This window comes from Brotaphodocola sp., from assembly GCF_050873365.1.
GTDB lineage: Bacteria > Bacillota > Clostridia > Lachnospirales > Lachnospiraceae > Brotaphodocola.
Genome location: NZ_JBNMIQ010000006.1, coordinates 1 through 25,262 on the forward strand (window position 1 = coordinate 1; position 25,262 = coordinate 25,262).

Sequence of the window (25,262 nt, forward strand, 5' to 3'; positions counted from 1 at the left end):
CCGTTCTACTGTTGTTTGGTTTGTTTTTGTTCTGAATTTCTCAATTCAAAGATGTCTTTACCAAAAGACTCTTTTTTATAAGAATTTTCAGGGTTTTAAACACTGTTCAATCTTTCATTTTCAAGGTTCAGTCTGTTGCTTTGTTTTCAGCAGCAACTTTTATAGTATATCATGTTGCTTTTGAATTGTCAAGCACTTTTTATTTTATTTTGAAGTTTTTTGACTTCTTTGTTGTTCTCGTTTCAGCGACAACTTTTATATTTTATCACATTGTCATTGATCTGTCAACAACTTTTTTATTTTTTTCTGATTTTCTTTTTAAATCAGCGCCCCTTTTTCAGGGGCGAGATCTATAATATCACACACAATCTGGAACGTCAAGCGTTTTTTCTACTTTTTCTATTTTTTTCGTTTATATATATTTTCACGTTTTTCGCGGATATATATTCGCCTTTTCTTTTTCTCTGTTGTTCTCCTCTGCTATCCGTGCATCAACCGTTTTCCCGATCTTCTGCCAGACCTATATCCTACCACAAGAACCAATAATTTCATATAGTAAAATCTCTGACTTAATCTCCGCCAGATAAAAAAATACTGGCAAGAAAGCTATGATCACTCGCTTGCCAGTTTTGATTTTCTGCTCGTTCCAATCGTTCCAATAATTTAATCAAGATAAGCAAGACACAATCCCAGCATCGCTAAGCCGGTCACTTAATCTTTTCTAATCTTCTCTTGAAAATAAAATCACGGTTTCTACATGACCGGAATTGGGGAACATATCACAACCGCGGACACGTTTCACCTGGTACCCGTGCTCCCCTAAATACTTCACATCGCGCGCAAGTGTCGCGGAATCACAGCTCACATAGACGACACGCTTCGGTGCCATCTTCACAATCGTGTTCAGGCAAACTTCATCACAGCCCTTGCGTGGCGGGTCTACCACAATCACATCCGCATAAATCTGATTCTTCTCATACTGTTCAGGTAAAACTTCCTCCGCTTTTCCGACAAAGAATTCCACATTCTCAAATCCATTGATCTTGGCATTCTCGCGTGCATCGTCGATTGCCTGCGGGACGATCTCAACGCCATAGACCTTCTTCGCCTTCTGTGCGAGGAACAGAGAGATCGTGCCGATTCCGCAGTAGAGATCCCAGACAACCTCACCGCCGTTTAATCCGGCATACTCAAGCGCAGTTTGATACAGGCGCTCCGTCTGCACCGGGTTGACCTGATAGAACGAGAGCGGGGAAATCTGATATTTGACATTTCCAATATAATCGGTGATAAATCCCGGTCCGTACAGGTTCACGATCTCCTTTCCCATGATCACATTCGTCTTCTCCGTGTTGATGCTGCACGAGATACTCATCATGTTCGGATAAAGGGTTCTCAACTTCTCCACGAGCTGATCGATCGCCGTGAATTTCTTCACCTTTCCATTCAGAACCAGACACACCATCATTTCTCCGGTGCGAAAGCCTTTTCGAATCAGGACATGGCGAACAAGCCCGGTATGTGCCGTCTCATCATACGGGGCAATGTGATATTCTTCCATATGAGTGCGGATGCAGTCAAGAATCTTCCGGTTTTCCTCCACACCGAGCAGACAGTCCTCGCTCTCGATGATCTGGTGCGTTCTGCCCGCATAGAATCCGGTGATGATTCTGCCGTTCTTATCCCGTCCAAACGGAAACTGTGCCTTGTTGCGGTAACGCCACGGCTCCTCCATCCCGATGATCGGCTCCATCGGAATCTCAGTCAGTCCACCGATTCTCTGCAAGTTGTTGCGGATCTTATTCTCCTTAAATCGAAGCTGTGCCTCGTAGCTCATGTTCTGAAGCTGACAGCCTCCGCACGGTCGGGCAACCGGGCACTTCGGCTCCGTGCGATCCGGTGACGGCTCGATCACGCGCACGAGTCTTGCAAATCCATACGACTTTTTCGTCTTCATCACACTTGCTTCCACGAGATCCCCGGTCACCGTATCTTTAATAAACCACGCAAATCCATCGGTCTTTCCGATTCCCTCGCCCTCACTGCTCATGTCCTCGATTCTTACCTGAAACACTTCATTCTTCTTAAATTCCATACATTTATTCCTTTGCTCAATTCTTAACAAAAAATCAAAATTTCGTTATACTTTCTTTCTAATCTTCCCAAATCCTTTAGAAACCGCTCAAACTTTAGACACATTTTTCCAGTAAGATATAACCATGATGTGAGGGAGACAGAAAAACCTTCCGAAACATTCCATAATGAACAATCAACTAAAGAGGTTCGTTATATTACTTACATAAAAGGGCCTGGTGGCAAACCGCGCGCAACCGTTGCCGGGTCCGTCCAAAAATATGACGTGACAATGACCCTATCCCATAACCATCATCGTCGCGTTTTACCATAGATAGAAAACACCATACAACTACCTCCTTTGAAAAGGGCTGCCACAGGATACGGAATCACTCCGTTTTCTGCGGTAGCCCTTTTCCCTTTACCTCTTTGTATCGATCTGTGTATCCAATCTGTCAAGCCACACCGTTTTCCCAGCTTCCCCAGATTTCATCATGCCATGTCCGGGTATATCCGGTTTCAAGCCTTTCATTTTAACAGAACAAGACCGCCTTTTTCCCGATATCCGGTCTCCCACAGCTCCTGAAAATCCAACCACTGTGATTCGCTGTATGTAACCGTCTTCACCCGCAGGCGAGCATCCGGGGTATCCTCCACCTCATAACCGATGAGAAGAAACCAGTGCCACACATAGTCTTCCATTTTGGGATTCTTGTGCTTTAAAATCAGGCAGGGAACCGGGTAACCGGCATCTATCTCAGCGCGCAGTTTTTGACCTGCTTCCTCCCACGGAAGATTTCCGTCGAGCGGTTCTGTGACAAGTTCCGGCGATCCCGCATCGCGAAAATACTTCTCGATTCCTTCCATATAGATGTCGAGGCGGTTGATCCCCATCGGACGCGGACTCAAGTATGGGCGCATCTTATCGGCAAAGCGCACATAGTCTTCTTTCTCAACCGGATCGAGACTGTACGGATACAGGTTTGTCATACCAAAATACTTTGCCAGATAGACACTGATGTCGCAGGCAGTCTCCGCCCCGCATCCGCCTTTTTTCATCATAAATCCCGAGAACCACTCCTGGTTTCCACCAAGAGAGTCCCCGATATAAAAATAATTCAGTTCTTTTTTCATCGTTTAAAACAATCTTTTCACAGTTTTTTCGTCGTTTAACTTTTTAATCTTAAATCCATTCTCAAAAATTAACTCTCAGACATTAATTATTAGAAATTAATTATTTAGAAATTAACTCTCAGAAGTCTTTCGGATATTGGTCTCAAGGAAACGGTTGTATCCAAGCCATCCCGGATTCTCTCCACCGCTCTCAAGCGCCTCAATCATCGTCTCGAGCTTTGCGTCTGCATTGTCCGCAAAGTTCAGCGCAAGTGCCTCGAGAAGAGCCGGTTTCTTCGGAGAACCATACTCCAATTCCCCGTGATGCGCCAAAATGCAGTGCTCCAGCTCAGATGCCAGCTTTTTCGGAAATCCCGGAATTGTCTTGATTCTCTCACTGAGCATCATCGTTCCAATGATGATGTGTCCGAGAAGCTGACCGTCATCGGTGTAATCGTTTTCCGGGAACACGGACAACTCTTTCATCTTGCCGATGTCATGGAACATCGCAGAGGTCAGCAGAAGATCACGGTTGAGCGTCGGATATGCATGAGAAAAATAATCGCACATCTTTGTAACGCCAAGCGTATGCTCGAGAAGACCGCCCACAAAACCATGATGAACGCTCTTTGCCGCACTGTGGAACTGGAAGGCTTTCGCAAAATCTGCATCCTCCACAAAGTAGCTCTCTGCCAACTTTTTCAGGTAAGGATTCTTCATGCTCGCGATCAGATTCAGAAGCTCTGCGTACATCTTTCCAATATCCTTCTTGGAAACCGGAAGATAATCCGCCGGAATGTACTCTCCCTCGTCTGCCTTGCGAATTCTCTTCACATTGAGCTGACAGGAACCCATGAACATGGTCACATCTGCGTCCACGGATACATAGTCCATCGCCTCAAAATTTCCGATTCCCGGAGAACCCAGATCCCAGATCTTCGCATCCACGGTTCCGGTCTTATCCTGAAGCACCAGACTTCCGTATTCCTTTCCTGCCTTCGTCAGAGAGATCTGTCTGCTCTTGCACAGATACACCTCCGAAATTCGCATTCCTTCCTTCAAGTTGCCAATATACTTCATTTTTTTCGTTTCCTCTTCTTTCTTTTTTACCTTTCTGATTTCGATTTCCATTTCCATCGTTTCCGGACAGCTCATGTTCCTGTTCACACACATGTGCCCCGTAACAGAATTTGCCGTGGCTCCACTATCTTGAACCGACAGTGACCGGGAACTCCAACTGTGTATACTGCTCGCGCCCATTGCGCTCCACACTGACGGTTGCCTGCTGGCCCACTTCCATCCCGTCAACGGCGCTCTGATACTCTTTCATCGAAGTGATCGAAGCTCCGTTGATTCCGACGATCACATCTCCGCTCTGAATTCCTGCATTGTAGGCGGGGCTGTCTGCAATCACATTCATCACATAGATTCCACTCGGAAGTCCCTGAGCCGTCATGCTCTCCGACACTTCCTGACCAATGACTCCGAGATAGGGCGCAGAAGCACCGTTTGTCAGCTTTTCGAGAATCCCCTTATAATCAGAGATCCCCATAATCTGCACAGACGAATTCGTACTCCCGTCCGCATTTCCCTGAGGTTCCATCGCCCATCCGATCAGCTCTCCCGAAGTATTCAGCAGAAACGTTCCCTTCTGAGCATCTGCCGAAATGCGAGAGTACAGCACACGGCACACACGATCTGCCATCAGGGCATTCTTCTGCACATAAGATACATAGCCGTAGTCGAGAGAATGTACAATTCCGGAGGGACCTCCGACTGCCAGAATCAAATCGCCCTGACGAACCGTGTAGGAATTTCCCAGTGTGAGAACCTCAAGGGAATCTCGCACACTGCTCTCAAGTGCGCCCATGCTGACACTGACAACTGCCATGCCCGACACCGCGTCTTTCTGTTTGATCTGACCATCCGTCTCCTGCTTCTCACCAAATGCGACCCGGATCGAATCGGCATTCTCAACCGCTGCATCGGGAGTCAGAATCAGAATCTCCTGTCCGTTATCCGCCACAATGACTCCGGCATACAATCCCGTCGTCTCCATCGAATTGTCAAACCAGTCCGTCCCCTGTTGAACCGAGTGAACCGTCACAATTCCTTTCTCTGCCTTCTGTACCTGCATCCGCAGACTGCTCAGCATCGAATTCATATCATCCACCGTAAAACGGTAATTTTCCATAACCGTCTGCACCTGCTCCTCAATCGGCTCGCTCTCTGTCGGTGCCGTCTCATCGGGTGCCGAAACATCAGTCGGTTCATCTTTTGGTATGAATACGGGTGTCTCAGTCGGCTCTTCCTCTCCGAAGAGTCGTCCGGCAAGTGGTTTCACTGCCGTAAAACTGAATGCAGACACCGCACCAAATATCAGCGCCGTGAAGACCACAAAGGCTCCGCGCGTGGCAACCTGCCTCTTTGTCAGAGGTTGCTTTACGATCTTTTCACTGATAAATTGCCGGCTCTTTTTTTCGCCAGATCCCTTCTTAGGACCCTGTATTTCAGGCATCGTAAACCTCCTAACCTCATAATCCTCCCTGAAAAACCTAACCTAATTATAAGGTTCTTCGTTTAATTCTGCAACTACAAACTTATTCGTTGCTGGGCAGTAACTCTTACGGCACTTCCGATTCCAAAAGTGCCTACCTCTGAACCGTAGCACTTCTTCCTCCCGTTGTTCTGAGTCGAAAGCAAAAATTGAACGAAAAAATTTTTTATGCTATAATGAGCGTTAAAGAAAACCCATAAAACATTATAGAATTTTAGAAATGAGGATTTTAGGATTTAATTATGAATAAAAAAGCATTAAAAACTCTGGAATACGAAAAAATCATCTCCCAGCTGACGGAGTACGCGGGATCTGCTCCCGGAAAACTGCTCTGCAAAAACCTCGTTCCGTCCTCGGACTTAAATGAGATCCGCCAGGCGCAGGCAGAGACCAGCGACGCCGTGACCCGTGTCCGCATGAAGGGAAATCTCTCGCTGAGCGGAGTGCGCGACATCCGCGACTCCTTAAAGCGTCTCGAGATCGGAAGTGCCTTAAGCATCCCGGAACTGCTCTCGATCAGCTCTCTTCTGACGGTCTGCGCGCGCGCACGCGCCTACGGTCGCCACGATGTATCGGAGGAATTCCCGGATGACTCCCTCGATGAGATGTTCCGCGAACTTGAGCCTCTGACGCCTGAGAACAATGAGATCAAGCGCTGTATCCTCTCCGAGGATGAGGTTGCCGACGACGCAAGCCCGGGACTTCACAGAGTCCGCCGTTCGATGAGCACCATCAACGACCGGATTCACACCCAGTTAAACAGTGTGCTGAATTCCTGCCGTACCTATCTTCAGGATGCCGTCATCACAATGCGTGACGGTCGCTACTGTCTGCCGGTCAAAGCAGAGTACAAGGGACAGGTAAACGGTATGGTTCACGATCAGTCCGCGACAGGTTCCACACTCTTCATCGAGCCGATGGCAGTGATTCAGCTGAACAACGAACTTCGCACACTCGAGATTCAGGAGCAGAAAGAGATCGAGGCAGTGCTTGCAACCTTAAGTGAACGTCTCGTTCCGTACACCGAGGTTCTCGCAATCAATTTACAGCTCTTGACTCACCTTGATTTCGTGTTTGCAAAAGCCGCTCTTTCCCGCCACTACAAGGGAAGTGAGCCGATTTTCAACACCGAGGGACGCATCCACATCAAGGATGGTCGCCATCCTCTGCTCGACCCGCAGAAGGCAGTTCCGATCACGATCTGGCTCGGTCAGGATTTCGATCTGCTGATCGTGACTGGTCCGAATACCGGTGGTAAGACGGTTTCCTTAAAGACTGTCGGACTCTTCACGCTGATGGGTCAGGCAGGTCTTCACATTCCGGCATTTGACGGTTCTGAACTTGCGGTCTTTGACGAGGTATTTGCCGACATCGGAGATGAGCAGAGCATTGAGCAGAGCCTGAGTACATTCTCCGCGCACATGACAAGCATCGTCGACATTCTCGGAAAAGCGGACAGCCACTCACTCTGCCTCTTCGATGAGCTTGGAGCCGGAACCGATCCGACCGAGGGTGCTGCCCTCGCGATTGCGGTGCTGAATTTCCTCCACAACATGAAGTGTCGAACGATGGCGACGACCCATTACAGCGAGCTCAAGGTCTATGCGCTCAGCACACCGGGCGTTGAGAATGCCTGCTGTGAATTCGATGTCCAGACGCTTCGCCCGACCTACCGCCTCCTGATCGGTGTTCCTGGAAAGAGTAATGCGTTTGCGATTGCAAGCCGTCTCGGTCTTCCGGACTACATCATTGAGGACGCAAAGAGCCACATCGAGACCGAAGATGAGACGTTTGAGGATGTGATCAGCCGTCTCGAGGAGAGCCGTGTGACGATCGAGAAAGAGCGCGAGGAGATCCAGTCCTACAAGGCCGAGATCGCAAGTCTGAAATCCCGCTTAGAGCAGAAGGAAGAGCGATTTGACGAGCGCAAGGACAAGATGATCCGCTCCGCAAATGAGGAAGCCCAGCGCATCCTGCGTCAGGCAAAAGAGACTGCCGACCGCACAATCAAGAACATCAACAAGCTCGCTGCCTCCTCCGGCGTCGACACCCGTGCCCTTGAGGCAGAGCGAACAAAGATCCGCGAGAACTTAAAGAAAGTTGACAGCAAGCTCTCGTTAAAGCAGGAGAGCAAACCGCACAAGGCAATCAATCCGAAGACCCTGCGTCTCGGCGACAGCGTGCGCGTCCTCTCGATGAACCTCAAGGGAACGATCAGCTCCCTTCCGGACGCTCAGGGCAACCTCTTTGTCCAGATGGGAATCCTGCGCTCCAAGGTGAACTTAAATGACCTCGAGCTGATTCAGGAGAATTCGATCAGTGCGCCGGGACTTGACACCCGCAGAAAGGGAAGCGGAAGCAGTTCGATCAAGATGTCGAAATCTTCCACGGTTTCTATGGAAATCAACCTTCTCGGAAAAACCGTCGATGAGGCGATTCCGGAACTTGACAAGTACCTCGACGATGCCTACATCGCTCACCTTCCGCAGGTTCGCGTCGTTCACGGAAAGGGAACCGGTGCTCTGCGCGCAGGTATCCACCGCCACTTAAAGAAACTGAAATATGTAAAGGAATTCCATCTCGGCGGTTTTGGAGAAGGCGATGCCGGCGTTACGATCGTTGTCTTTAAATAAATTTTGACATTAACTAACAGGAAAGGGATGAACCGATCATGGCTGAAAAACAGCGAATTTTGATTGTAGATGACGATGAGAACATTGCAGAATTAATCTCTCTCTATCTCATGAAAGAATGTTACGAGACGAAGATTGTAAATGACGGAGAGATGGCACTTCGGGTCTTTCCTGATTTTAAACCAAATCTGATCCTGCTCGACCTGATGCTTCCGGGCATTGACGGATATCAGGTCTGCCGGGAACTTCGCATGACCTCCCAGGTTCCGATCATCATGCTCTCCGCAAAGGGCGAGATTTTCGACAAGGTGCTCGGTCTTGAACTCGGCGCAGACGACTATATGATCAAACCGTTTGACTCGAAAGAGCTTGTCGCCCGCGTCAAGGCGGTTCTGCGCCGTTATCAGGCAGTTCCATCTCCGGCGACGACAGAGCCGAAACAGCAGGGCGAATATGTGGAGTATCCGGATCTGATTGTGAATCTGACAAACTACTCCGTCACCTACTGTGGACACTCTGTGGAAATGCCACCGAAGGAACTCGAGCTTCTGTATTTTCTGGCTTCCTCCCCGAATCAGGTATTCACAAGAGAACAGCTTCTCGACCACATCTGGGGATATGAGTACATCGGAGATACACGAACGGTGGATGTCCACATCAAACGTCTGCGTGAGAAGATCAAAGATCACGCAAACTGGGCACTGACAACGGTCTGGGGAATCGGCTACAAGTTTGAAGTGAAAAAGTAATAAAAAAAGAGCGGATCAAATTTTGATCCGCTCCGCTACTTCCCCGGCAATCGCAAATCGTCGGTTTCCAGTTCCGGCAATCACACCGCTCTTTCCTTTCTGAAACACACGAATCAGGTTTCCCTCTTTGATCTCGTGCTTCCTCAAAAATTCCATCACGGCAGAATTCCCCATCATCCATTTGACTGTACCAGACTCTCCAACTTTCATTTCCCATAACGACTGCATGATTCACCCTCCCATGCCTATGCATGCAACACACAACTCTACTGAATCTCTCCGGTTTTTCTATGTCATTGATCTATCAATACTCTATCAATCCATTTCTTATCCTTTGCAGGTTCCTTAGTTTCTATTCGGTTTTTATTCGGTTTTTATTCCTTTTTTTCAGTATAATCATGCGAAGGGCTGTTAGTCAATAGCAACATTTTTAACTAAATTTTCTGACATTTTTACTATTCACGCGTTGCACAAACAGCAACGGACATTTATGGAATCCACACTCCGTCTGCGCCTAACGAATACCCATCCGGTGTCGTTGTTCCAGAGAGCATCGCTCCACTCTCGTCACAGTAATACCACTTACTCTTGTACTTGACCCAGCCGGTCTTCATATAGCCATTTTCATCAAAGAAATACCATTTGCCATTGATCTTCGCCCAGCGAGCGCTCGGATAATTGCCATCTGCATACCGATACCACCACCCCGTCTCATCTTTCTCCCAACATTCCGCGGACTTTCCGTTTACCACTGGAAGAAGGCTCGTCGTGGCGGGAAGTTTGGAAGCCGTCATTCCTCCCGTCAGATCCTCATCCTCATCCGCCAACACATGCCAGATTTCAGACGTCTCCCACGCTCCGCGCTCAGACCCGGTTCCAACAGCGCGCACCATAAAGCGATACCGTCCACTTTTGGAAGTCGCCTCCGAAAAATCGTAGGTCGTGTTCTTTGTCGTCCGCGTCGAGCCAACTGCAACATCGTTGCGGTAGAGTTTTACCTGATAGACTCTCGCGTTGTCATTCTCCTCCCACTCTGCAAATCCGTCTTCCTCATTCCATGAAAGTCCATGCACACTCAGATCATCCTCATCACTTCCGAGTGTGAAAATCAAGGTCATGCCGGAACCGCTGTTTTTGACTTTTGCAGAGACGAACGTGACCTCATCTCCCTCGAACGAAAACATTTCCTCATCCGCAGTCCCGAAATAGTATCCCTTCTTTGCCTTGAAATCGACTGAGATTTTCGGTGCCACCTTACTCCAATCCTCATTCTCATTCAGAACCTCAATGTTTCTGATGCGATAGGTCGTGTCCCCGGTGCTCACACTCACATCGCCTCTGCTCTCCGAGTCTTCCAGATACGCTTCAATCTCCAGATTGACTTCTGTGATCTTTTCCGACTCCGACGCAAATGCAGAACACGCAATATTCAACGCAAAGATCATGACAAGCAGAAGTCTCAAAAATCCTTTTGTTCTTCCCATAATTCCCTCGTTTTCTATCATTTTGACTCTTCCTGCCTGTTTTCCAGCTTGTTCCACACTGTCTCTCCTCCCCTGAGAACTTTAAATTCTATTTTCTTCTATCTTTTTCTATTTTCTCTTATCTTTTTTATTCGCCTATTTTTTTATTCGTCCTATTTTTTTGTCCCGGACATCCACTCCGAGTTACAGGTTCGTGGAACGTGGCAGGGAGAAGATAAATTCTGATCCAACTCCCTCCGTGCTGATCACATCGATATTTTCTCCGTGTGCCTGAATGATCTCCTTGACGATCGCAAGTCCAAGTCCGGTTCCCTTCTTATCCTTTCCACGCGAGAGATCCGTCTTGTAAAACCGCTCCCAGATCTTTTTCACACTGTCACGCAGAATGCCGATTCCGGTATCCTTTACCGAGACAAAAATCTTCTCGTTTCTCGTATATGCCTGCACAAAAATCGTCGAACTGTCATGGCTGAATTTGATCGCATTATCGATCAGGTTATAGAGCACCTGCTGAATCTTTCCGAGATCTGCATACACCATCATAATCGTATCGGAAAACGTCAGATCAAATGTGATGTCTCTCGACCCGCAGATCCCCTCAAACGAGGCGACCGTATCCTTGATCACTCGCGTAATGTCAAAATTGCTTCTGGAAAGATAGCCCTTGCTGTCGAGAGAATTTAACGTCAACATTCCCTGTGTCAGCTTTGTGAGTCGCTCCGTCTCAGAGATCACCCTCGTCAGATATTTCTCATAAAATTCCGGCGGGATCGTCCCGTCAATGATCGCTTCCAAATAGCCCTTGATCGAGGTCAGCGGAGAGCGGAAATCGTGGGAGACATTTGCAATGAAGGTTCTCTGGTACTCCTCCATCTTGTTGAGCTCTCCGGACATATAGTTTAATGTTCCCGCAAGGTATCCCATCTCATCCTGCGAGTGAAGGTCAATGCGATAGTCCAGATTTCCTGCAGCGTACTCATTTGCACCTTCCGTGATCTTCTTTAACGGAAAATAGACGGTCTTTGTGAACACAGCCAGGATCACCAGCGAGAGCAGGAAAATCATCGCGGAAGAGATATAAATCACATTCAGACTGCGATTGCTCTCCTCCCAAATCTGGGAAATTGGCAGATGAATCAACACATATCCATAAGTCTTATAATTCCCCGTGATCGGCGCGCATACGGTCAATACCTGATAGGAAAACTGACCGAAATAATCTCCGGTACAGTACGGACGATTTCCGGTAAGCGTCGGATCAAAACCCTCGATCGTGTTTCCCGCGCGTGTCGGGGACTCGCTGTCCACGATGATCACGCCGTCGCGGTTCACCATCCAGATCTGCGCCTGAATAAACTTCGACACCGCCTGAAGCTGTTGGCTCACAGACTGCAAATCCTGCTTCTTTCCGCGGATATAAATGTCGCTGTATGTACCTGCAATCGTCACTGCCTCATCGTACATGGCTTCTGATCGCTCTTCCACGAGATGATTGTACATCATCTTCGAGGAGAATGTGGAAATCGCCACAAATCCGAGCAGTCCAAAAACCAGATACCCGAGGATAAATTTGTAGTAAAGGGAATGTTTCATGTTTTCTGCCTCATCTTCCTGTGTATTGTATAAATATCATCATTCCATATCTTCTTTCTTGTTCAGTATAACATGGATGCACGGCAAAAAGAAAGAGTCTGGAATCTTTCTCTGATATCAGACTCTGAATATTGGTTTAATATGTTTCTGTTACTTTTCATATTGTTCTCATTGTTCTCGCTCCTCCGGCGGAATAACGCCATGAAAACTCGCTCTCGCTCCGAGTTGCCATGTAGCGGTGCATAAAACCGCAAAATACGCGGTTTAAACACCGACATGGCAAACGGGTTTTCATAGCCTTTCCCGCCTTCGTCGCTACCGCAGTGGACAAAACAGCCCCCTGATACGATTCCTACGGTTTATTGTCCCTGAACGGAGAAACTTCCATCCTCCTGGACTATCATGACATTCGACATCACCCAGTCGCTCTTCGCATTATTTTCACTGCGAACGGAACGCACCTTGAACTGGTAGGTTCCTGCGCCCGGAAGAAGGTCGGAGAAATCATAATTTGTGCGGTAAACCGAGCGCATGATTCCGATCTCCCTGCCATCCTTGACGAGGAAAATCTGATAATACTTTGCCGACTCGACCGGAGCCCAGACCGCACGTCCTTTGACTGCCGGGTCCCAGCCTCGGACAGTCTCCGCACTTGCGTCGGTATTATTCTGAGTACTTTCCTGTCCAGTGACTGCCGGTGCATTCACCTTTCTCGTATCTGCCTTCTTGTCGAAAATCAGGCGTCCCCGAATCACAAGCTCAGAATTATCGTTCTGGCGCTTTGCGCTGATCAGCTCTACCTTGTCATACTTCGACTTTGCGGTCGTCGCAAGATCAAGACGAACTGCCGAGCTTCCGGTCTTTGCAAAGTAATATTCCTCCGCGTCCTGTGAGACAAGCGTGATCTCAAATTCCGGCGGATTTGTGTTGCCAAATTCCTCCCCGCCGTCATTGACAAGCTGAACATCGTCAATGCGGTAGCGGTCGGTATTTCCTCCATCCGGTGTCACATATACATCCCCGCTCACATCTGCCTTGATTCCGACATCCGCGTCTACGACAAGCCAGACTTTTCCGATCTTTGTCTTCTCGCTCTCACTCTTCTCCGACGCCCAGACTTTTATGGTCGGACAACTTGCGACTGCGACACAGGTTGCAAACAGAACTGCCATCGCACACTGTCTTCCCCTGCGCCAAAACGAAGTCCTCTTTTTTTTCATCTTTGTTTCTAATCTAAGCATAGTCATGTTATTTCATCTCCATCTGATTATAGAGCGCACAGATCATCTCCACACAGCCATTCAGACCGAGGCGACCGCTGTTTAACGACACATCATAACTCTCTGTCGATCCCCAGCGTTTCCCGGCATAACACTCATAATAATTTCTTCTCGTCTTGTCTTCTTTTCGGATCAGATTCAATGCCTGATCGCGGAGCACCTTGCGCTTCTCGCTGACTCTCTCAATTCGGCTTCCAAGATCCGAAAAAATGAAGACTGAGCGCACATCTTCCTGCTCCCTGAGCACATAGTCTGCACAGCGTCCGACGATGATGCAGGACTCCCGCTCCGCGAGCTGGCGAATCACTGCTGACTGGAGGTTGAATACCATATCGTTGATTGATCCGCCATGTCCGGTGCGATCATTCTGAACCTCGCGCGGAACAGAAAACAGAAATGGATTTGCACGTTTCTCCTCCGCGTCCTTCATTCGCTCAAGATCCACATTTCCGTACTTGCACGCCAGCTCAATCAGACGCTTATCATAGCACTCGATTCCCAGTCGTCTTGCCACTTCCCGTCCAATATAGCTTCCGCCACTTCCAAGCTGTCTTCCTATCGTAATGACCCGATTCTTTCCCATAGCTTTTGTCTCTCCTTCCCGTAGTCTTCTCCGTTCCATTCCACCCAACACGAACACAACTCTATTCCGATTATCCTAATAATCTAACAATCCTGATAATCCCTGTATTCCCAATAACAACTTCTCTCTGATTAACGGTTCTTAAAGATCTCGATAATCGCCTGAACCATCTTTACAAGCACATTCCACATTCTCTTTAACGGTCCCTCAGATGCCTTTTCAGACTCAGCATCGAGCATCTCATCGTCATCGTCAAGGCTGATCTCCTTCGTTCTCAGAATCACCTGAAGCGTATCCGGCTCCTCATTCTGATCCGAAGTGAACGAAACTTTCTCCGCGGACGGGTCCATGTAGAGGAATCTCGTATCGCCGTCGAGATCATCCCACTCACGATCCATCGTATCCTTCATCGTTCTTCCCGCCATACGCATCGACGTCGTGCTGTCGAGAACGCGAAGGCTCTTATCGAGAACTTCCATACTTCCGCGAATGCTGTCGCGTGCTGCCGCATCGAGAGAATCACTGCTTGCTCTCATCGTATTCTGAATCAGAGTCAGCGTGCTCACACTCGTGTCGAGCGCGTTTGTCGTCCGGTTTACCAGCTCCTCGGAATCATCAAGCGCAAGCTGGAAATCCGAGTAATATGTCTCAAGAGAATCATACAGAGCCGTGCTGTCCTCAAGGATAAAATCGATCTCATCGACAAGCTCACCCATCGAGCGAGATGCATCTGAGGTATCATCAAGCAAGGATGCCATCTTTCCGGCCAGAGAACTGCTCGCCGAGGAGAGTTTCTCAAGGTAGGCTTTCTTCTGCGTCAAAGCGACGAGAAGTTGCTGGGTATTCAGCGTCACACCAGGAATTCCGGCCGCCGTTGCAGAAGACGGAGTTGCCGTCTGCGCCGACGCATTTACATCATCAATCAGATCCACATCGCCATCGTAATAATCGTTCTCAACCTGCTCAAGGCTGACTCCGAGAGAAGCAAGCTGAGTCACATAGATCTGCTCGCTCGACTGGAGCGTCGCATCAAGAGCGATCAGCGTCTGCATCAGCTGATTTAACGGAGCGACACCGGAGGCGAGATCTTCGGTATTGCTCTTGATTCCGCGCAGACTCGTATTGAGCTTTCTGAGCGGGTCCTGCATCTCTCTCATCGAATTCACAATATCTCCGAGGCTGTCGTGAACGATCTCAGCTGATTCTTTTGCGGACTCAATATGCGGAACCATCGCCTGCATCTGCTCGGACACTGCGGTCAGAGATGCCAGTGCCTTATCATTGTTGTCGAGGATGTTGTCCTTAGAACCGCTCCAGACACCTCTCGCATTCTCTGCCGATCCGAGTCCGCTCTGAAGTTCATTGACTCCGTCACGCATCGACTCCACGGAGAGTGCCATCTGCTCCATGCTGTCATAGAGCTGATCTCCTGCGTCCTTCCAGGTATCCTTTGCATCCTTGAGATCCTTTACATGCTCAAGATCCTTCGTCGTACCCGGAATCATCGTCATCAGCACGCCGTCGCTCTCAAAACTGTCCGAACCGATGCGAACCGTGTAGTCTCCATCCTCGCCCGGAAGAGCCGTGAAAACGACTCCGGTCTGACTGCCGATATTCTGAACCTGAGCCCCGTCCGCCTCAACGCTGTAACACTTTGTCAAGTCGACAAGGACTGCAACTGCAAGCATCATGTTGTTGCGGTAATACTCGCGCGCATTCTCATTTGCGGTCGCATCAATGTGAATCTCAACCGTTCCGGATGCCCCCGCAAGTTTGTCTGCATCCGTCGGAACTCCATTTAATTTATAAGACACATCAAACGTCCACGGCAGAGTCACCTGGTCGTTCTTCATGACTCCCTTATAATAGAATCGTCCGTTCTGATCCGGCGCAAAGTTCCAGGTAACACTTCCATTTCCAAGAACCGGCTCCGTGTGATCCGTCATGTTTGTGACATCGGTGTAATCGCCGTAGTCCGTGAAACTGGAAGTTCCATTCAGGCTGATGCTCTTGACCATATTCACCTTGTCAATCTGACCATAGTAGTCAAGATTAACGTACATCGCCTCATCCACACTCGCAGCTGCTTCTCCTGCCTGCACTGCCTGCGCCGGAACCAGACTCGTGGCAAGCGTGACAACCGTCATCACGGTCGCACCCATTCTTCTATATCTATCTTTCATCTTATTCTCCCTCCGATGATCCCTGACTCTCTAAAAAATACAATTCTGATTCTAATGCGATTCTTATGAACCAAAATGCTTTGCAAGTTTTGCTTTCACCTGACCCTGCATCTGTTTCCGCTTCTCGCGCATCTTTTCCCGATAATTCTGAATCGGATGCGTCCACGCCTTATCGATGATGATCTTGTCACACAGAACAAGGAGGGCCGGAAGCAGGAAAAGCACAAGAACCAGACTGAACAGTCCTCCACGTCCGATCAGATGTCCCAAATCTCCGATCGCTGCGGTCGTCGAAATCAGATGGACGATGTAACCGGCAAGCGTGATGATCGTGCCCGATGTGAGAATCGAAGAACAGGACTGGGCGATCGCTGAGATGCACGCCTCTTTCTTCGGAAGTTCCTGACGCTTTGCAATGTAGTTGTTCGTGAGCAGAATCGAGTAATCCACGGTCGCGCCGAGCTGAATACTGCTGACAATGATGTATCCCATGTAAATCATGTCGACACCCTGAATATACGGCATCGCCATATTGAAGTAGATCGCGACCTCAATCGGGATCATAACGATGATCGGGATCAGCGCCGACTTGAAGCTGAACATGACAACGATGAATACGCCGAGCAGAGTCAGCACATTTACGCGGGCATTATCTGCAACGATCGTCGTCTTGATATCCTGTGTGGACGGTGTCTCCCCGACCAGATAGGAATTATCCGGATAATACTTTTTCACAATCTCCCGGATCTCATCGGTGTACTGGAACGATGCCTCACTCTCTCCCTTTGTGCGGATGTAAATCAGCATGCGCGCCGTGTCCCCGCGGTGCAGAAGTTTTGCCGTCGAGTACGGAATGATGTCCTCCGGAACTCCCTCCGGAAGGGTTCCTGCCATCGAGGTCACACTCTTCACATACGGCAGATCCTCAAGCTCATCCGTGAGCTCCTTCTCCGTCACATTGGAGGTGTTCGGGTAAATCGCAAGGAGCATGTTGCTTCGTCCAAATTTTGCGACGATCTCCTGATCGTCCTCGTAGACCTTTGTTCCTTCGGAAGAACCAACCGCATCATTTCCGAACAGGAAATCATTCATTCCCTGTGCGACATAGGCAGGCGGTGTCAACACGATGACAAGAGCTAAGATCACATATCGAACTTTGTATACAAGCTTTCCAAGCGGTGTGAAATTCGGCATAAACGAGCGATGTCTCGTCTTGTCGTTCCACTTTGCAAACTTGAGAATCATCGCCGGCATGAAGAAAACAACCGCCAGCAGACTGCAAATAATTCCCTTCGCAAGCACCAGTCCCATATCGAAACCGATGTTGAACTTCATCGTCACAAGTGCGAGGAAACCGACAACCGTCGTCAGACTGCTTGCAAAAATCGAGTTGATCGCCTCCTCAACGGCCTTGACGATCGCCTCCTCCTCGGAGAGACCTGCATTTCTCCATCTCAGGAACGCATCGAGCAGGAAGATCGAGTAGTCCATCGAGGTTGCAAGCTGAAGAATGATCGCCACATTGTTTGTCAAAAACGAGACGGTTCCGATAAATATGTTTGTTCCTCGATTCAACAATACCGCCACGCCCATGACGAGCATGAAGAGGATCGGCTCCGTCCACGCCGTCGTCGTGAGTGCAAGCACCGCAAAGATCATGATGACTGCAACGACAAGGATCGTCTGCATCTCGCTCGCGGTCGTCTCGATCAGAGATTTATTCTGGATCGCCATTCCGGAAAAGCATCCCTTGTCCCCGGTGATCTCCTTGAGCTCGGTGATCGCATTCTTCGTCCGGTTGGAATCCGACTCCTCATCGAACGTGATATCCATGACCGCACAATTATCCTTGTAGTAATCCTTGATGTCATCCATATTGATGAAATCTTCTCCGGCATACACATTAACGGTCGTGTCACACCAGAGCACCTGATCGACTCCATCGACAGCCTCAAATTTTTCTTTATATTGTTTCGCCTCATATAGCGAGACGTCCTTAATCATGACTCTCGCCGTTCCCGGGTACCCAAAGACTTCCTTCATCTTGTCAAGTCCCTGAGCAGACACGGCACTCTCCGGCACATACTTTGTCAAATCATAGTTTACATCGACAAAAAGCATCGAGAGCAGAGAAAACAGGCAGGCGATCGCAAACAGAGTCTCAATGAATCCGCGCTTTTTGATGATCTGGCGCGCCAGCATCGTGGAAAATCCACCCTCTGTTCCTTTTTCCCCCGTCGGTTTTTCTCTGTGTCTCAGGCCTTTTATCCGATTAAACAGTTTCTGTCCCATCTCTTCTACTCCTTCTGATTCTGTTTTCTTTCCTGTTCACAGGTATTCTCGTAACTGTTCAGTGCCTTCACAGTCACGAGCAAAAATCCATTGAAAATTGTCTTCGACAATGAGATTTTTGCTTGCTAGCCCATAGTTTCGTACAGTCAGCGCAGTAAATGCGCAGACCTACCGAACAGTTATTTGTCTTCTATCTCATCAACTCAATCATAAAATAGTGCGCGCCATTTTTTTCCAGATGCGCCATTCCGAGACTCCGATAATATTCCAGAGAATAGAGTCGTTTCCCGGACGTATCGTATTTCTTCTGCGTCCGGTCGAGCACCTTGTCAAATGCATCGTCGGCATCATCCCGCCTCTGTATGTAGAGTTCCAGGCTCGTCGCATGTTTGCGGTAACCGACCTGCCCTAAATAATCTTTCAGGCTTCCCTCACCAGGAATCGTGCTGTCGACGCTGTATCCACTCTCCATCGCCATCTCAAGCCGGTGAGAAGCAATCTTGTTCAGATTCATATCCATCTTGAATCCCGCATACCGGTCATACATCGCATGGTCATCTCCGTCATACTCGTCTTCCCGGTCCGGATACTCCTCAAAAAACAGATCTTTCTTCTCGTCGTTAAGCTGGTCGAAAAGCGCCTGCTCCTCATCATCGTAACAGACAACCGGGTAGGCACCTCCTCCGGTATTCGGAATCCAGTGTGCACTCTGAAGCGTTCCATCCTTCTCAAACTCGTAAACAGCATCGTCAAACGTCAGCTCTTTTCGGTTTTTTGTCCCATCTTCCAGATAGTAAAACCATTCGCCTTCCTCATAGCGCCATCCAGTCGAGCTCTGTCCGGTTTCCTGAACTTTCTGTATCTCCTGAGTCTGCTGTATCTCTTCTGTCCCCTGCACTTCCTCTGCCCAGACCTGCCGAACCTGCCCCGGCATTCCAGTCATCAGAAAAGCCATCGCCGTGGCGATCGTCCAAAGATATGCCTTACAACATTTCTGAGACATCCTCATTTCCTCCATTTCTATCTTTTTGCGCTTGCCTTTTGCAAATTCAGTTTCCATCCATGTCCTCCACAGACCCCAACCGTTCTTGCAAATGCCTCGCCCTGTAAACTGAAAAAATCTACGTTCTTTACTGGACAATTCAAGATTTTCTGTTCAAAAATCTCCCCATCTCGAACGTATTGAAGCAAATATCATTTCTTGCACTATTATCTATGTTTATGGTAAAATACTCAAGTATCATATTTTTGTGGAGCGTTTCAAATGAAACACTTTTATGTATTCTGTCCTATTTGGCACAAAAGTGTTGTTACGTTTCTTTTCGCTTATTTTTTAGAATTTTTCTGGAGGAACCATCTATCATGAGCCGAAATAACCCATCAAAAGAGCACATCACAGTACGGCGCACCTACGCCCTGCTTCGTGGGGCATTTTTGAAAGAACTGAGCATGCTTCCACTCGAACAAATCACCCTGACGGAAATTTGCAATACCTCTCTGATTTCCCGTTCAACCTTTTACCGCTACTTTGAAGACAAGTACGATCTTCTCCACTACTGCCTTCTCTCTCTGATCGAGGAAGTTGGTCTGACAGAAGAAGTCATCAGCCTTCAAAACATCGATTCTCTGAAAAATTTCCTGACAATCCTGATCGACCACATCAGTGAAAACAAGATTCAGTATCAGAAAATTTATCAGGCAAACAAGGACGGAGATCTGGTCCGGATTCTCAGAAAAGGGCTTCAGGATATTCTCGGTGACAAACTGCGCTCAGCAGAGGAAAACGGCTATCATGCAAAGATTGCCTTCCCGATCTTTTCCTCCATGCTCGGCGACCTGTTTTTCAGCATCATCAAATGCTATTTGGAGGAAGCTGACCAGTTCGACACCGAAACCTTTATCGAGAATGTCAGTCTCTTCATCCGAAGAGATTTCTTTGAGCCGATCTCTGAAGTTCCTGCCAAGCAGTAATCAGAGTCTTCCCATCAAAATCACTGCGCTTCCTCGTTCCATTGCGATCGGTACATCACTGACACTTTGAACCCTCACAAAACATATAACACAAAAAGGCGCTCTGCTTGCGGGACAGAGCGCCTTTTCATAGGAGTTGAGTCGTTGCCTCCACGGGTCAGATGGGGCAATGTTGAAATGTATAGAATATTCACATGTGGTTAGCTATTGCTAACTGTCTATATATTAACATAAGGTTTTTAGAAAATCAAGTACATTTTTTCGTACAATTTTCTCATCTAATGGTTCCGTTCATGCATAACACAAACTGTAATCTTATCCCTACGCTTCCTTCTCCGAACCATCATCGAGAATCCGGTATTTCCCGTCTTTCAGTTCAAGAACAGCGATCGCACAGTTCGGGAGCTTAATCTTCCAGAAATCACCAATCTCAATCCCGGCAATCGGATTCAGGATCGTTCGGTTGACAACCGCATGGGCGACAAGAAGAACCGTATCAAAATCATGTTCCCTTTTCTTTAAGTCCTCCATGAAAGCGCCAGTACGGCGATATACCGCCTCAAAGGTCTCCGCTCCCTCCGGCGGAAGATAGTGTGCCGGATCACTGAAAAAGTTATGAACCGGATCGGACGGGTCTGCCTCAATTTTTTCTCTCTCCCGTCCTTCTTCCACACCAAACGCGATCTCCGCAAGACGGTCTTCCGTCTTCAAGAGTTCCTTCTGGTCTCCGAGAATAATCTGGGCGGTCTCCTTGGCACGAATCAGAGGAGAGCAGAATGCGCCATCAAATACCACATCTCTCAGTTTTTCCGATGCCTTCTCTGCCATCTCGCGCCCACAGTCATTCAGAGAAATGTTGTGTCTTCCCTGAATCTTGTGCGCCTTATTCCAATCCGTCTGACCGTGTCTCACCAGATAAATCTTCATCCCAGCCATTTCCTTTCTCTTATGTTCATATTTCTCTTATTACGATTTTTTCTCACTGTGTATATTGTTCTCTATTTTGACTTCCTGCACCCAAAAAGTCAAGTCTATTTTTCCATACAACCCTGTTACCGTTCATGCATGCCATAAACTGTAACGAATTTTACCTATGCCTTTCATCCCAGTGACTAAATAGGCAAAACAAAAGCACCCTGCTTGCGGGACAGGGTGCTTTCTTCATAGGAGTTGAGTCGTTGCCTCCACGGGTCGAATGGGGCAATGTTGAAATGTATAGAATATTCACATGTAGTTAGTTGTCGCTAACTGAGTATTATATTAGCATGTGCTAACCGTATTGTCAATCCTTTTTTTCATATTTTTTCATTTAATTTTATTTACTTAACACAAATTAATTACCCGCCATATTTCTCTTTAATCGCTCAAAATCAATACCCCATGATTTTAAACAGCCAATCCTAATACCGGCCCAACCTTTACAAACGAACGGTGCGAACAAAACTTGAAGGGGATTCCTAGAGCGACTACGGGCGGGCAAGTATATGCAAACCCGTGTGAGACGTCGGTGCTTAGGTCGCGTATTTTGCGACCTTACGCACCGCTACGTCGAACCCGGAGTGCGAACGCGTTTGCATAACTTGACCCGCCCGTAGGAGCGAACTCAAAAAATTCAATTCAAACTATAATTTTATTTCTATATCTCACTCACTAAAAAAAGTCCTCAATCACTCATTCCAGTGAAGCCGATGAAGATTTCCCTCCATCGTCATTGCCTCAAACCCCTTCTGGCGCAGTGCCTCATAAAGCACAATCGCCACAGAATTTGACAGATTCAGAGAGCGGATGTCTCCCCACATCGGAATCCGCACGCAGGTCTCCTCATTCTCCACAAGGATCTCCTCCGGAATTCCGGCGCTCTCCTTTCCGAACATAATGTAACAGTCCGGCTCATACTTGACATCGGTGTAGACATGCTTCGCCTTCGTCGTCGCCATATAGATCTTCGCGCCCGGATTCTTGTCGAGAAAATCCTGATAATCGCAGTAGACCGTCACATCGAGCTTGTCCCAGTAATCGAGACCCGCACGACGGATCGCCTTCTCATTGAGCTTAAATCCCAGCGGTTCAATCAGATGAAGTCTCGTGTTCGTCGCCACACAGGTACGTCCAATATTTCCCGTATTCAGTGGCATTTCCGGCTCAAACAAAACAATGTTCATCATTTTGCTTCACCTGCTTCTGCTGTTTTTTCTGCCACATCTACATCTGCTTCTGCTCTTACAGCGTCCTCTTCCAGTTTCTTTCCGGCGCCCTCCTCATCGAGACGCTTGACAAAACGCTCAATTCTGCTGAGCGCCTCCTTCAAGCTCTTCAATGAGTACGCGTAGGAGATTCGCAGAAATCCCTCTCCACACGCACCAAATGCTGTTCCCGGAACAACTGCCACTTTCTCCTCCTCAAGAAGTCTCAGTGCAAACTCCTCCGAAGTCATGCCGAAACGCTTGATGCTCGGGAAAATGTAAAATGCGCCGAGCGGTTCAAAGCACTCCATTCCCATCTCGCGAAGCGCATGAAGCAGGTAACGTCTGCGCTGATCGTAGGACTCTCTCATGTGAGCCACATCCTCATCGCTGTTCTTGAGTGCATCGACTGCCGCATACTGGCTTGTCGTCGGCGCACACATGATCGCATACTGGTGAATCTTGAGCATCTGTTTTAAGATAATCTCCGGTCCACACGCATATCCCAGTCTCCATCCGGTCATCGCAAATGCCTTCGAGAAACCATTGATCAGGATCGTGCGATCTCTCATTCCCGGAATCGAGGCGATCGTGACGTGTGGCTCATCTCCGTAAGTCAGCTCTCCATAAATTTCATCAGAGAGCACAAAGAGATCATGCTCCTCCACAATCTCTGCAATCTTCTCAAGATCCTCGCGGGTCATGATCGCACCGGTCGGATTGTTCGGGAACGGAAGCACCAGAAGTTTTGTCTTAGGCGTAATCTTCTCAAGCAATTTCTCCGGAGTCAGGCGGAACTGGTCTTTCTCCTCAAGCTCGATGATCACCGGAACTCCATCTGCGAGAATCGCACACGGATCATAGGAAACATAGCTCGGCTGTGGGATCAGAACCTCATCCCCCGGATTGAGCATCGCACGCATCGCAAGGTCAATCGCCTCACTACCACCAACGGTCACCATGATCTCAGAGTCCGCATCATAGGAAACGTTGTACTTTCTGTGCACATAGTTGTGAATCTCCTCACGCAGTTCCCTCAGACCCGCATTGGAGGTATAAAACGTTCTTCCCTTTTCCAGAGAGTAAATGCCCTCCTCACGGATGTGCCACGGCGTATCAAAATCCGGCTCGCCCACGCCGAGAGAGATTGCATCTTTCATCTCGCTTACAATGTCAAAGAACTTACGGATTCCAGACCACGGAATCGATTCAATCTTGTCAGATAATGGATTTCTCACGGTGTAATCAGCATCCTTTCATCCTGGATCTCGTCACAGAGTACCGTTCCGTGATCCTTGTATTTTTTCAGAACAAAGTGGGTTGCTGTGCTGAGCACAGAATCAAGCGGAGCCAGCTTGTCAGAGACAAACTGTGCAACCTGGCGCATCGTCTTTCCCTCGATGATGACCATGAAATCAAAGGCTCCAGCCATCAGATACAGGGAATTGACCTCATTGTACTGGTAAATTCTCTCCGCCAGCTTGTCAAATCCCATTCCTCTCTGAGGAGTTACCTTTACCTCAATCAGGGCGTTGACCTTTTCCTCGCTGGTATTGTCCCAGTTGATCAGAGTGTGGTAACCGCAGATGATATGCTCTTTCTCCATCTCCGCGATCTCGTTCGCCACCGCGACCTCACTCTCACCCAAAAGAATCGCAAGATCATGAATATCAATTCTGCTGTTCTTCTCAATTACCGCCAGTATCTTTTCTCTCATTACGACATTTCCTCCCGTTCCGAATCTTTCTTTATCTGAATTCTTTTTTGAATCTTTCTCTTTATTTATTTTTCTTTATCTTTTTTTATCGTTCTTTCTCTTTCTTTATCTTTCTCGTTCTTTTCTGAATCCTTTTTATGCTCTTGATCAGCCATCGATTTCTTTTGATCGCTCGCTTTTAACTCACTGCTCATCCCGCTCAAAATATCCGGGAAGAATCTTCTCGAGTTCATCCGGCTGTGGGCGCTCGAGAAAACCATGTCCATTCTCCACAATCATCTCGCGCGCAATGCCCTTCGTCACACTTCCGATCACCTGAGCCGGGATTCCCTTTTCTCTGAGATTCTCGACGGTCCGACCACCGTTCTTTGACGCCAACAACCAACATCCATGACTGTAAAGTCGGTAGGGATTCAATTCCAGACGCTCGCAGATCTCAATCGTGTCCTGACGAACCGGAATTTTTCTCAGCGCAAATTCCACTCCGGTTCCATAGGCTCCGGAAAGGCACCAGATCGCAGACAGGATACCGCCCTCGCCTGCGCTCTCCCAGTCCGTCGCTCCGACCTCCGACCAGTCGATCTTATCTTGCTGAAGCGAGTTCTCCATCTCACCTGCCTGATCGAGCCATTCCGCCGAGAACCACTCACCCAGGCGAGCTCTCTGATCATTTGCGAGAATCGCACTTCCGGCAAGCCCCGCATATCCCGCCACAACCAGGTCCTGTCCCGGTTTCAAAAGCCCGGTATTCTCTCGCTCAATTTTCCGCATCATGCCGAAATGCTCCCCTCCTAAGAAAGTTTACAATGTCCCCATCTCCCCCATCTATTAGAGAAGAGGGGACATCCATA

20 protein-coding genes and 1 pseudogene are annotated in these 25,262 nt (G+C 48.3%); 3 read left to right on the plus strand and 18 right to left on the minus strand.

What is annotated here, in order from left to right; genetic code table 11:
* Positions 1-721: 721 nt before the first annotated feature.
* From rlmD to ACR0QT_RS04425, 4 genes are all read right to left on the minus strand, one after another.
* Positions 722-2,095, minus strand: coding sequence for a 23S rRNA (uracil(1939)-C(5))-methyltransferase RlmD (gene rlmD / locus ACR0QT_RS04410; RefSeq protein ID WP_432629674.1), 1,374 nt, complete (start codon positions 2,093-2,095; stop codon positions 722-724).
* Between the two features lie 506 nt (positions 2,096-2,601).
* Positions 2,602-3,207, minus strand: coding sequence for a hypothetical protein (locus tag ACR0QT_RS04415; RefSeq protein WP_432629675.1), 606 nt, complete (start codon positions 3,205-3,207; stop codon positions 2,602-2,604).
* A 111-nt stretch (positions 3,208-3,318) separates the two neighbouring features.
* Positions 3,319-4,266, minus strand: coding sequence for a 3'-5' exoribonuclease YhaM family protein (locus ACR0QT_RS04420; RefSeq protein ID WP_432629676.1), 948 nt, complete (start codon positions 4,264-4,266; stop codon positions 3,319-3,321).
* A 124-nt stretch (positions 4,267-4,390) separates the two neighbouring features.
* Positions 4,391-5,704: a S1C family serine protease gene (locus ACR0QT_RS04425; RefSeq protein WP_432629677.1), complete on the minus strand. Its 1,314-nt coding sequence runs from the start codon at positions 5,702-5,704 to the stop codon at positions 4,391-4,393.
* Between the two features lie 281 nt (positions 5,705-5,985).
* Between ACR0QT_RS04425 and ACR0QT_RS04430 the strand changes: the two genes are divergently transcribed.
* Positions 5,986-8,376, plus strand: a complete 2,391-nt coding sequence (locus tag ACR0QT_RS04430) for an endonuclease MutS2 (protein ID WP_432629678.1) — start codon at positions 5,986-5,988, stop codon at positions 8,374-8,376.
* A 38-nt stretch (positions 8,377-8,414) separates the two neighbouring features.
* Positions 8,415-9,125 carry a response regulator gene (locus ACR0QT_RS04435; protein ID WP_177977239.1) on the plus strand — a complete coding sequence of 237 codons (711 nt, stop codon included), beginning with the start codon at positions 8,415-8,417 and terminating at the stop codon, positions 9,123-9,125.
* Positions 9,126-9,140: 15 nt separating this feature from the next.
* Here ACR0QT_RS04435 and ACR0QT_RS04440 read toward each other — a convergent pair whose 3' ends face one another.
* From ACR0QT_RS04440 to ACR0QT_RS04475, 8 genes are all read right to left on the minus strand, one after another.
* Complete coding sequence (locus ACR0QT_RS04440; protein WP_432629679.1) at positions 9,141-9,353, minus strand: FeoA domain-containing protein; 213 nt, start codon at positions 9,351-9,353, stop codon at positions 9,141-9,143.
* A gap of 260 nt (positions 9,354-9,613) precedes the next feature.
* A complete protein-coding gene (locus ACR0QT_RS04445) occupies positions 9,614-10,630 on the minus strand; it encodes a hypothetical protein (RefSeq protein WP_432629680.1) in 1,017 nt (338 codons plus the stop codon).
* 162 nt (positions 10,631-10,792) lie between these two features.
* Positions 10,793-12,202 (minus strand): HAMP domain-containing sensor histidine kinase, encoded by a 1,410-nt coding sequence (locus ACR0QT_RS04450; RefSeq protein ID WP_432629681.1) that lies wholly within the window; start codon positions 12,200-12,202, stop codon positions 10,793-10,795.
* 359 nt (positions 12,203-12,561) lie between these two features.
* Positions 12,562-13,374, minus strand: coding sequence for a hypothetical protein (locus ACR0QT_RS04455; RefSeq protein WP_432629682.1), 813 nt, complete (start codon positions 13,372-13,374; stop codon positions 12,562-12,564).
* Between the two features lie 76 nt (positions 13,375-13,450).
* Positions 13,451-14,065: an AAA family ATPase gene (locus ACR0QT_RS04460; protein WP_432629683.1), complete on the minus strand. Its 615-nt coding sequence runs from the start codon at positions 14,063-14,065 to the stop codon at positions 13,451-13,453.
* 131 nt (positions 14,066-14,196) lie between these two features.
* Positions 14,197-16,248 (minus strand): hypothetical protein, encoded by a 2,052-nt coding sequence (locus ACR0QT_RS04465; RefSeq protein WP_432629684.1) that lies wholly within the window; start codon positions 16,246-16,248, stop codon positions 14,197-14,199.
* Positions 16,249-16,311: 63 nt separating this feature from the next.
* A complete protein-coding gene (locus ACR0QT_RS04470; RefSeq protein ID WP_432629685.1) occupies positions 16,312-18,540 on the minus strand; it encodes an efflux RND transporter permease subunit in 2,229 nt (742 codons plus the stop codon).
* Positions 18,541-18,730: 190 nt separating this feature from the next.
* Positions 18,731-19,543: a hypothetical protein gene (locus ACR0QT_RS04475; protein ID WP_432629686.1), complete on the minus strand. Its 813-nt coding sequence runs from the start codon at positions 19,541-19,543 to the stop codon at positions 18,731-18,733.
* Between the two features lie 359 nt (positions 19,544-19,902).
* Between ACR0QT_RS04475 and ACR0QT_RS04480 the strand changes: the two genes are divergently transcribed.
* Positions 19,903-20,511 carry a hypothetical protein gene (locus ACR0QT_RS04480; RefSeq protein WP_432629687.1) on the plus strand — a complete coding sequence of 203 codons (609 nt, stop codon included), beginning with the start codon at positions 19,903-19,905 and terminating at the stop codon, positions 20,509-20,511.
* 321 nt (positions 20,512-20,832) lie between these two features.
* Here the strand turns inward: ACR0QT_RS04480 and ACR0QT_RS04485 are convergent, their stop codons facing one another.
* From ACR0QT_RS04485 to ACR0QT_RS04510, 6 genes and pseudogenes are all read right to left on the minus strand, one after another.
* Positions 20,833-21,438 carry a histidine phosphatase family protein gene (locus tag ACR0QT_RS04485; RefSeq protein ID WP_432629688.1) on the minus strand — a complete coding sequence of 202 codons (606 nt, stop codon included), beginning with the start codon at positions 21,436-21,438 and terminating at the stop codon, positions 20,833-20,835.
* A gap of 740 nt (positions 21,439-22,178) precedes the next feature.
* Positions 22,179-22,676, minus strand: coding sequence for a tRNA (cytidine(34)-2'-O)-methyltransferase (locus ACR0QT_RS04490; RefSeq protein WP_432629689.1), 498 nt, complete (start codon positions 22,674-22,676; stop codon positions 22,179-22,181).
* A 95-nt stretch (positions 22,677-22,771) separates the two neighbouring features.
* A pseudogene (locus ACR0QT_RS04495) lies at positions 22,772-23,932 on the minus strand (aminotransferase class I/II-fold pyridoxal phosphate-dependent enzyme); the annotation flags it as partial.
* On the minus strand, positions 23,929-24,411 hold the full coding sequence (locus ACR0QT_RS04500) for an Lrp/AsnC family transcriptional regulator (protein ID WP_177977229.1): 483 nt from the start codon (positions 24,409-24,411) through the stop codon (positions 23,929-23,931). The pseudogene ACR0QT_RS04495 and the gene ACR0QT_RS04500, both read right to left, overlap by 4 nt.
* Before the next feature lie 65 nt (positions 24,412-24,476).
* Positions 24,477-24,605, minus strand: coding sequence for a hypothetical protein (locus ACR0QT_RS04505; protein WP_432629690.1), 129 nt, complete (start codon positions 24,603-24,605; stop codon positions 24,477-24,479).
* Positions 24,595-25,185: an AIR synthase-related protein gene (locus ACR0QT_RS04510; protein WP_432629691.1), complete on the minus strand. Its 591-nt coding sequence runs from the start codon at positions 25,183-25,185 to the stop codon at positions 24,595-24,597. Before ACR0QT_RS04510 ends, ACR0QT_RS04505 begins: the two co-directional genes overlap by 11 nt.
* Positions 25,186-25,262 lie beyond the last annotated feature (77 nt).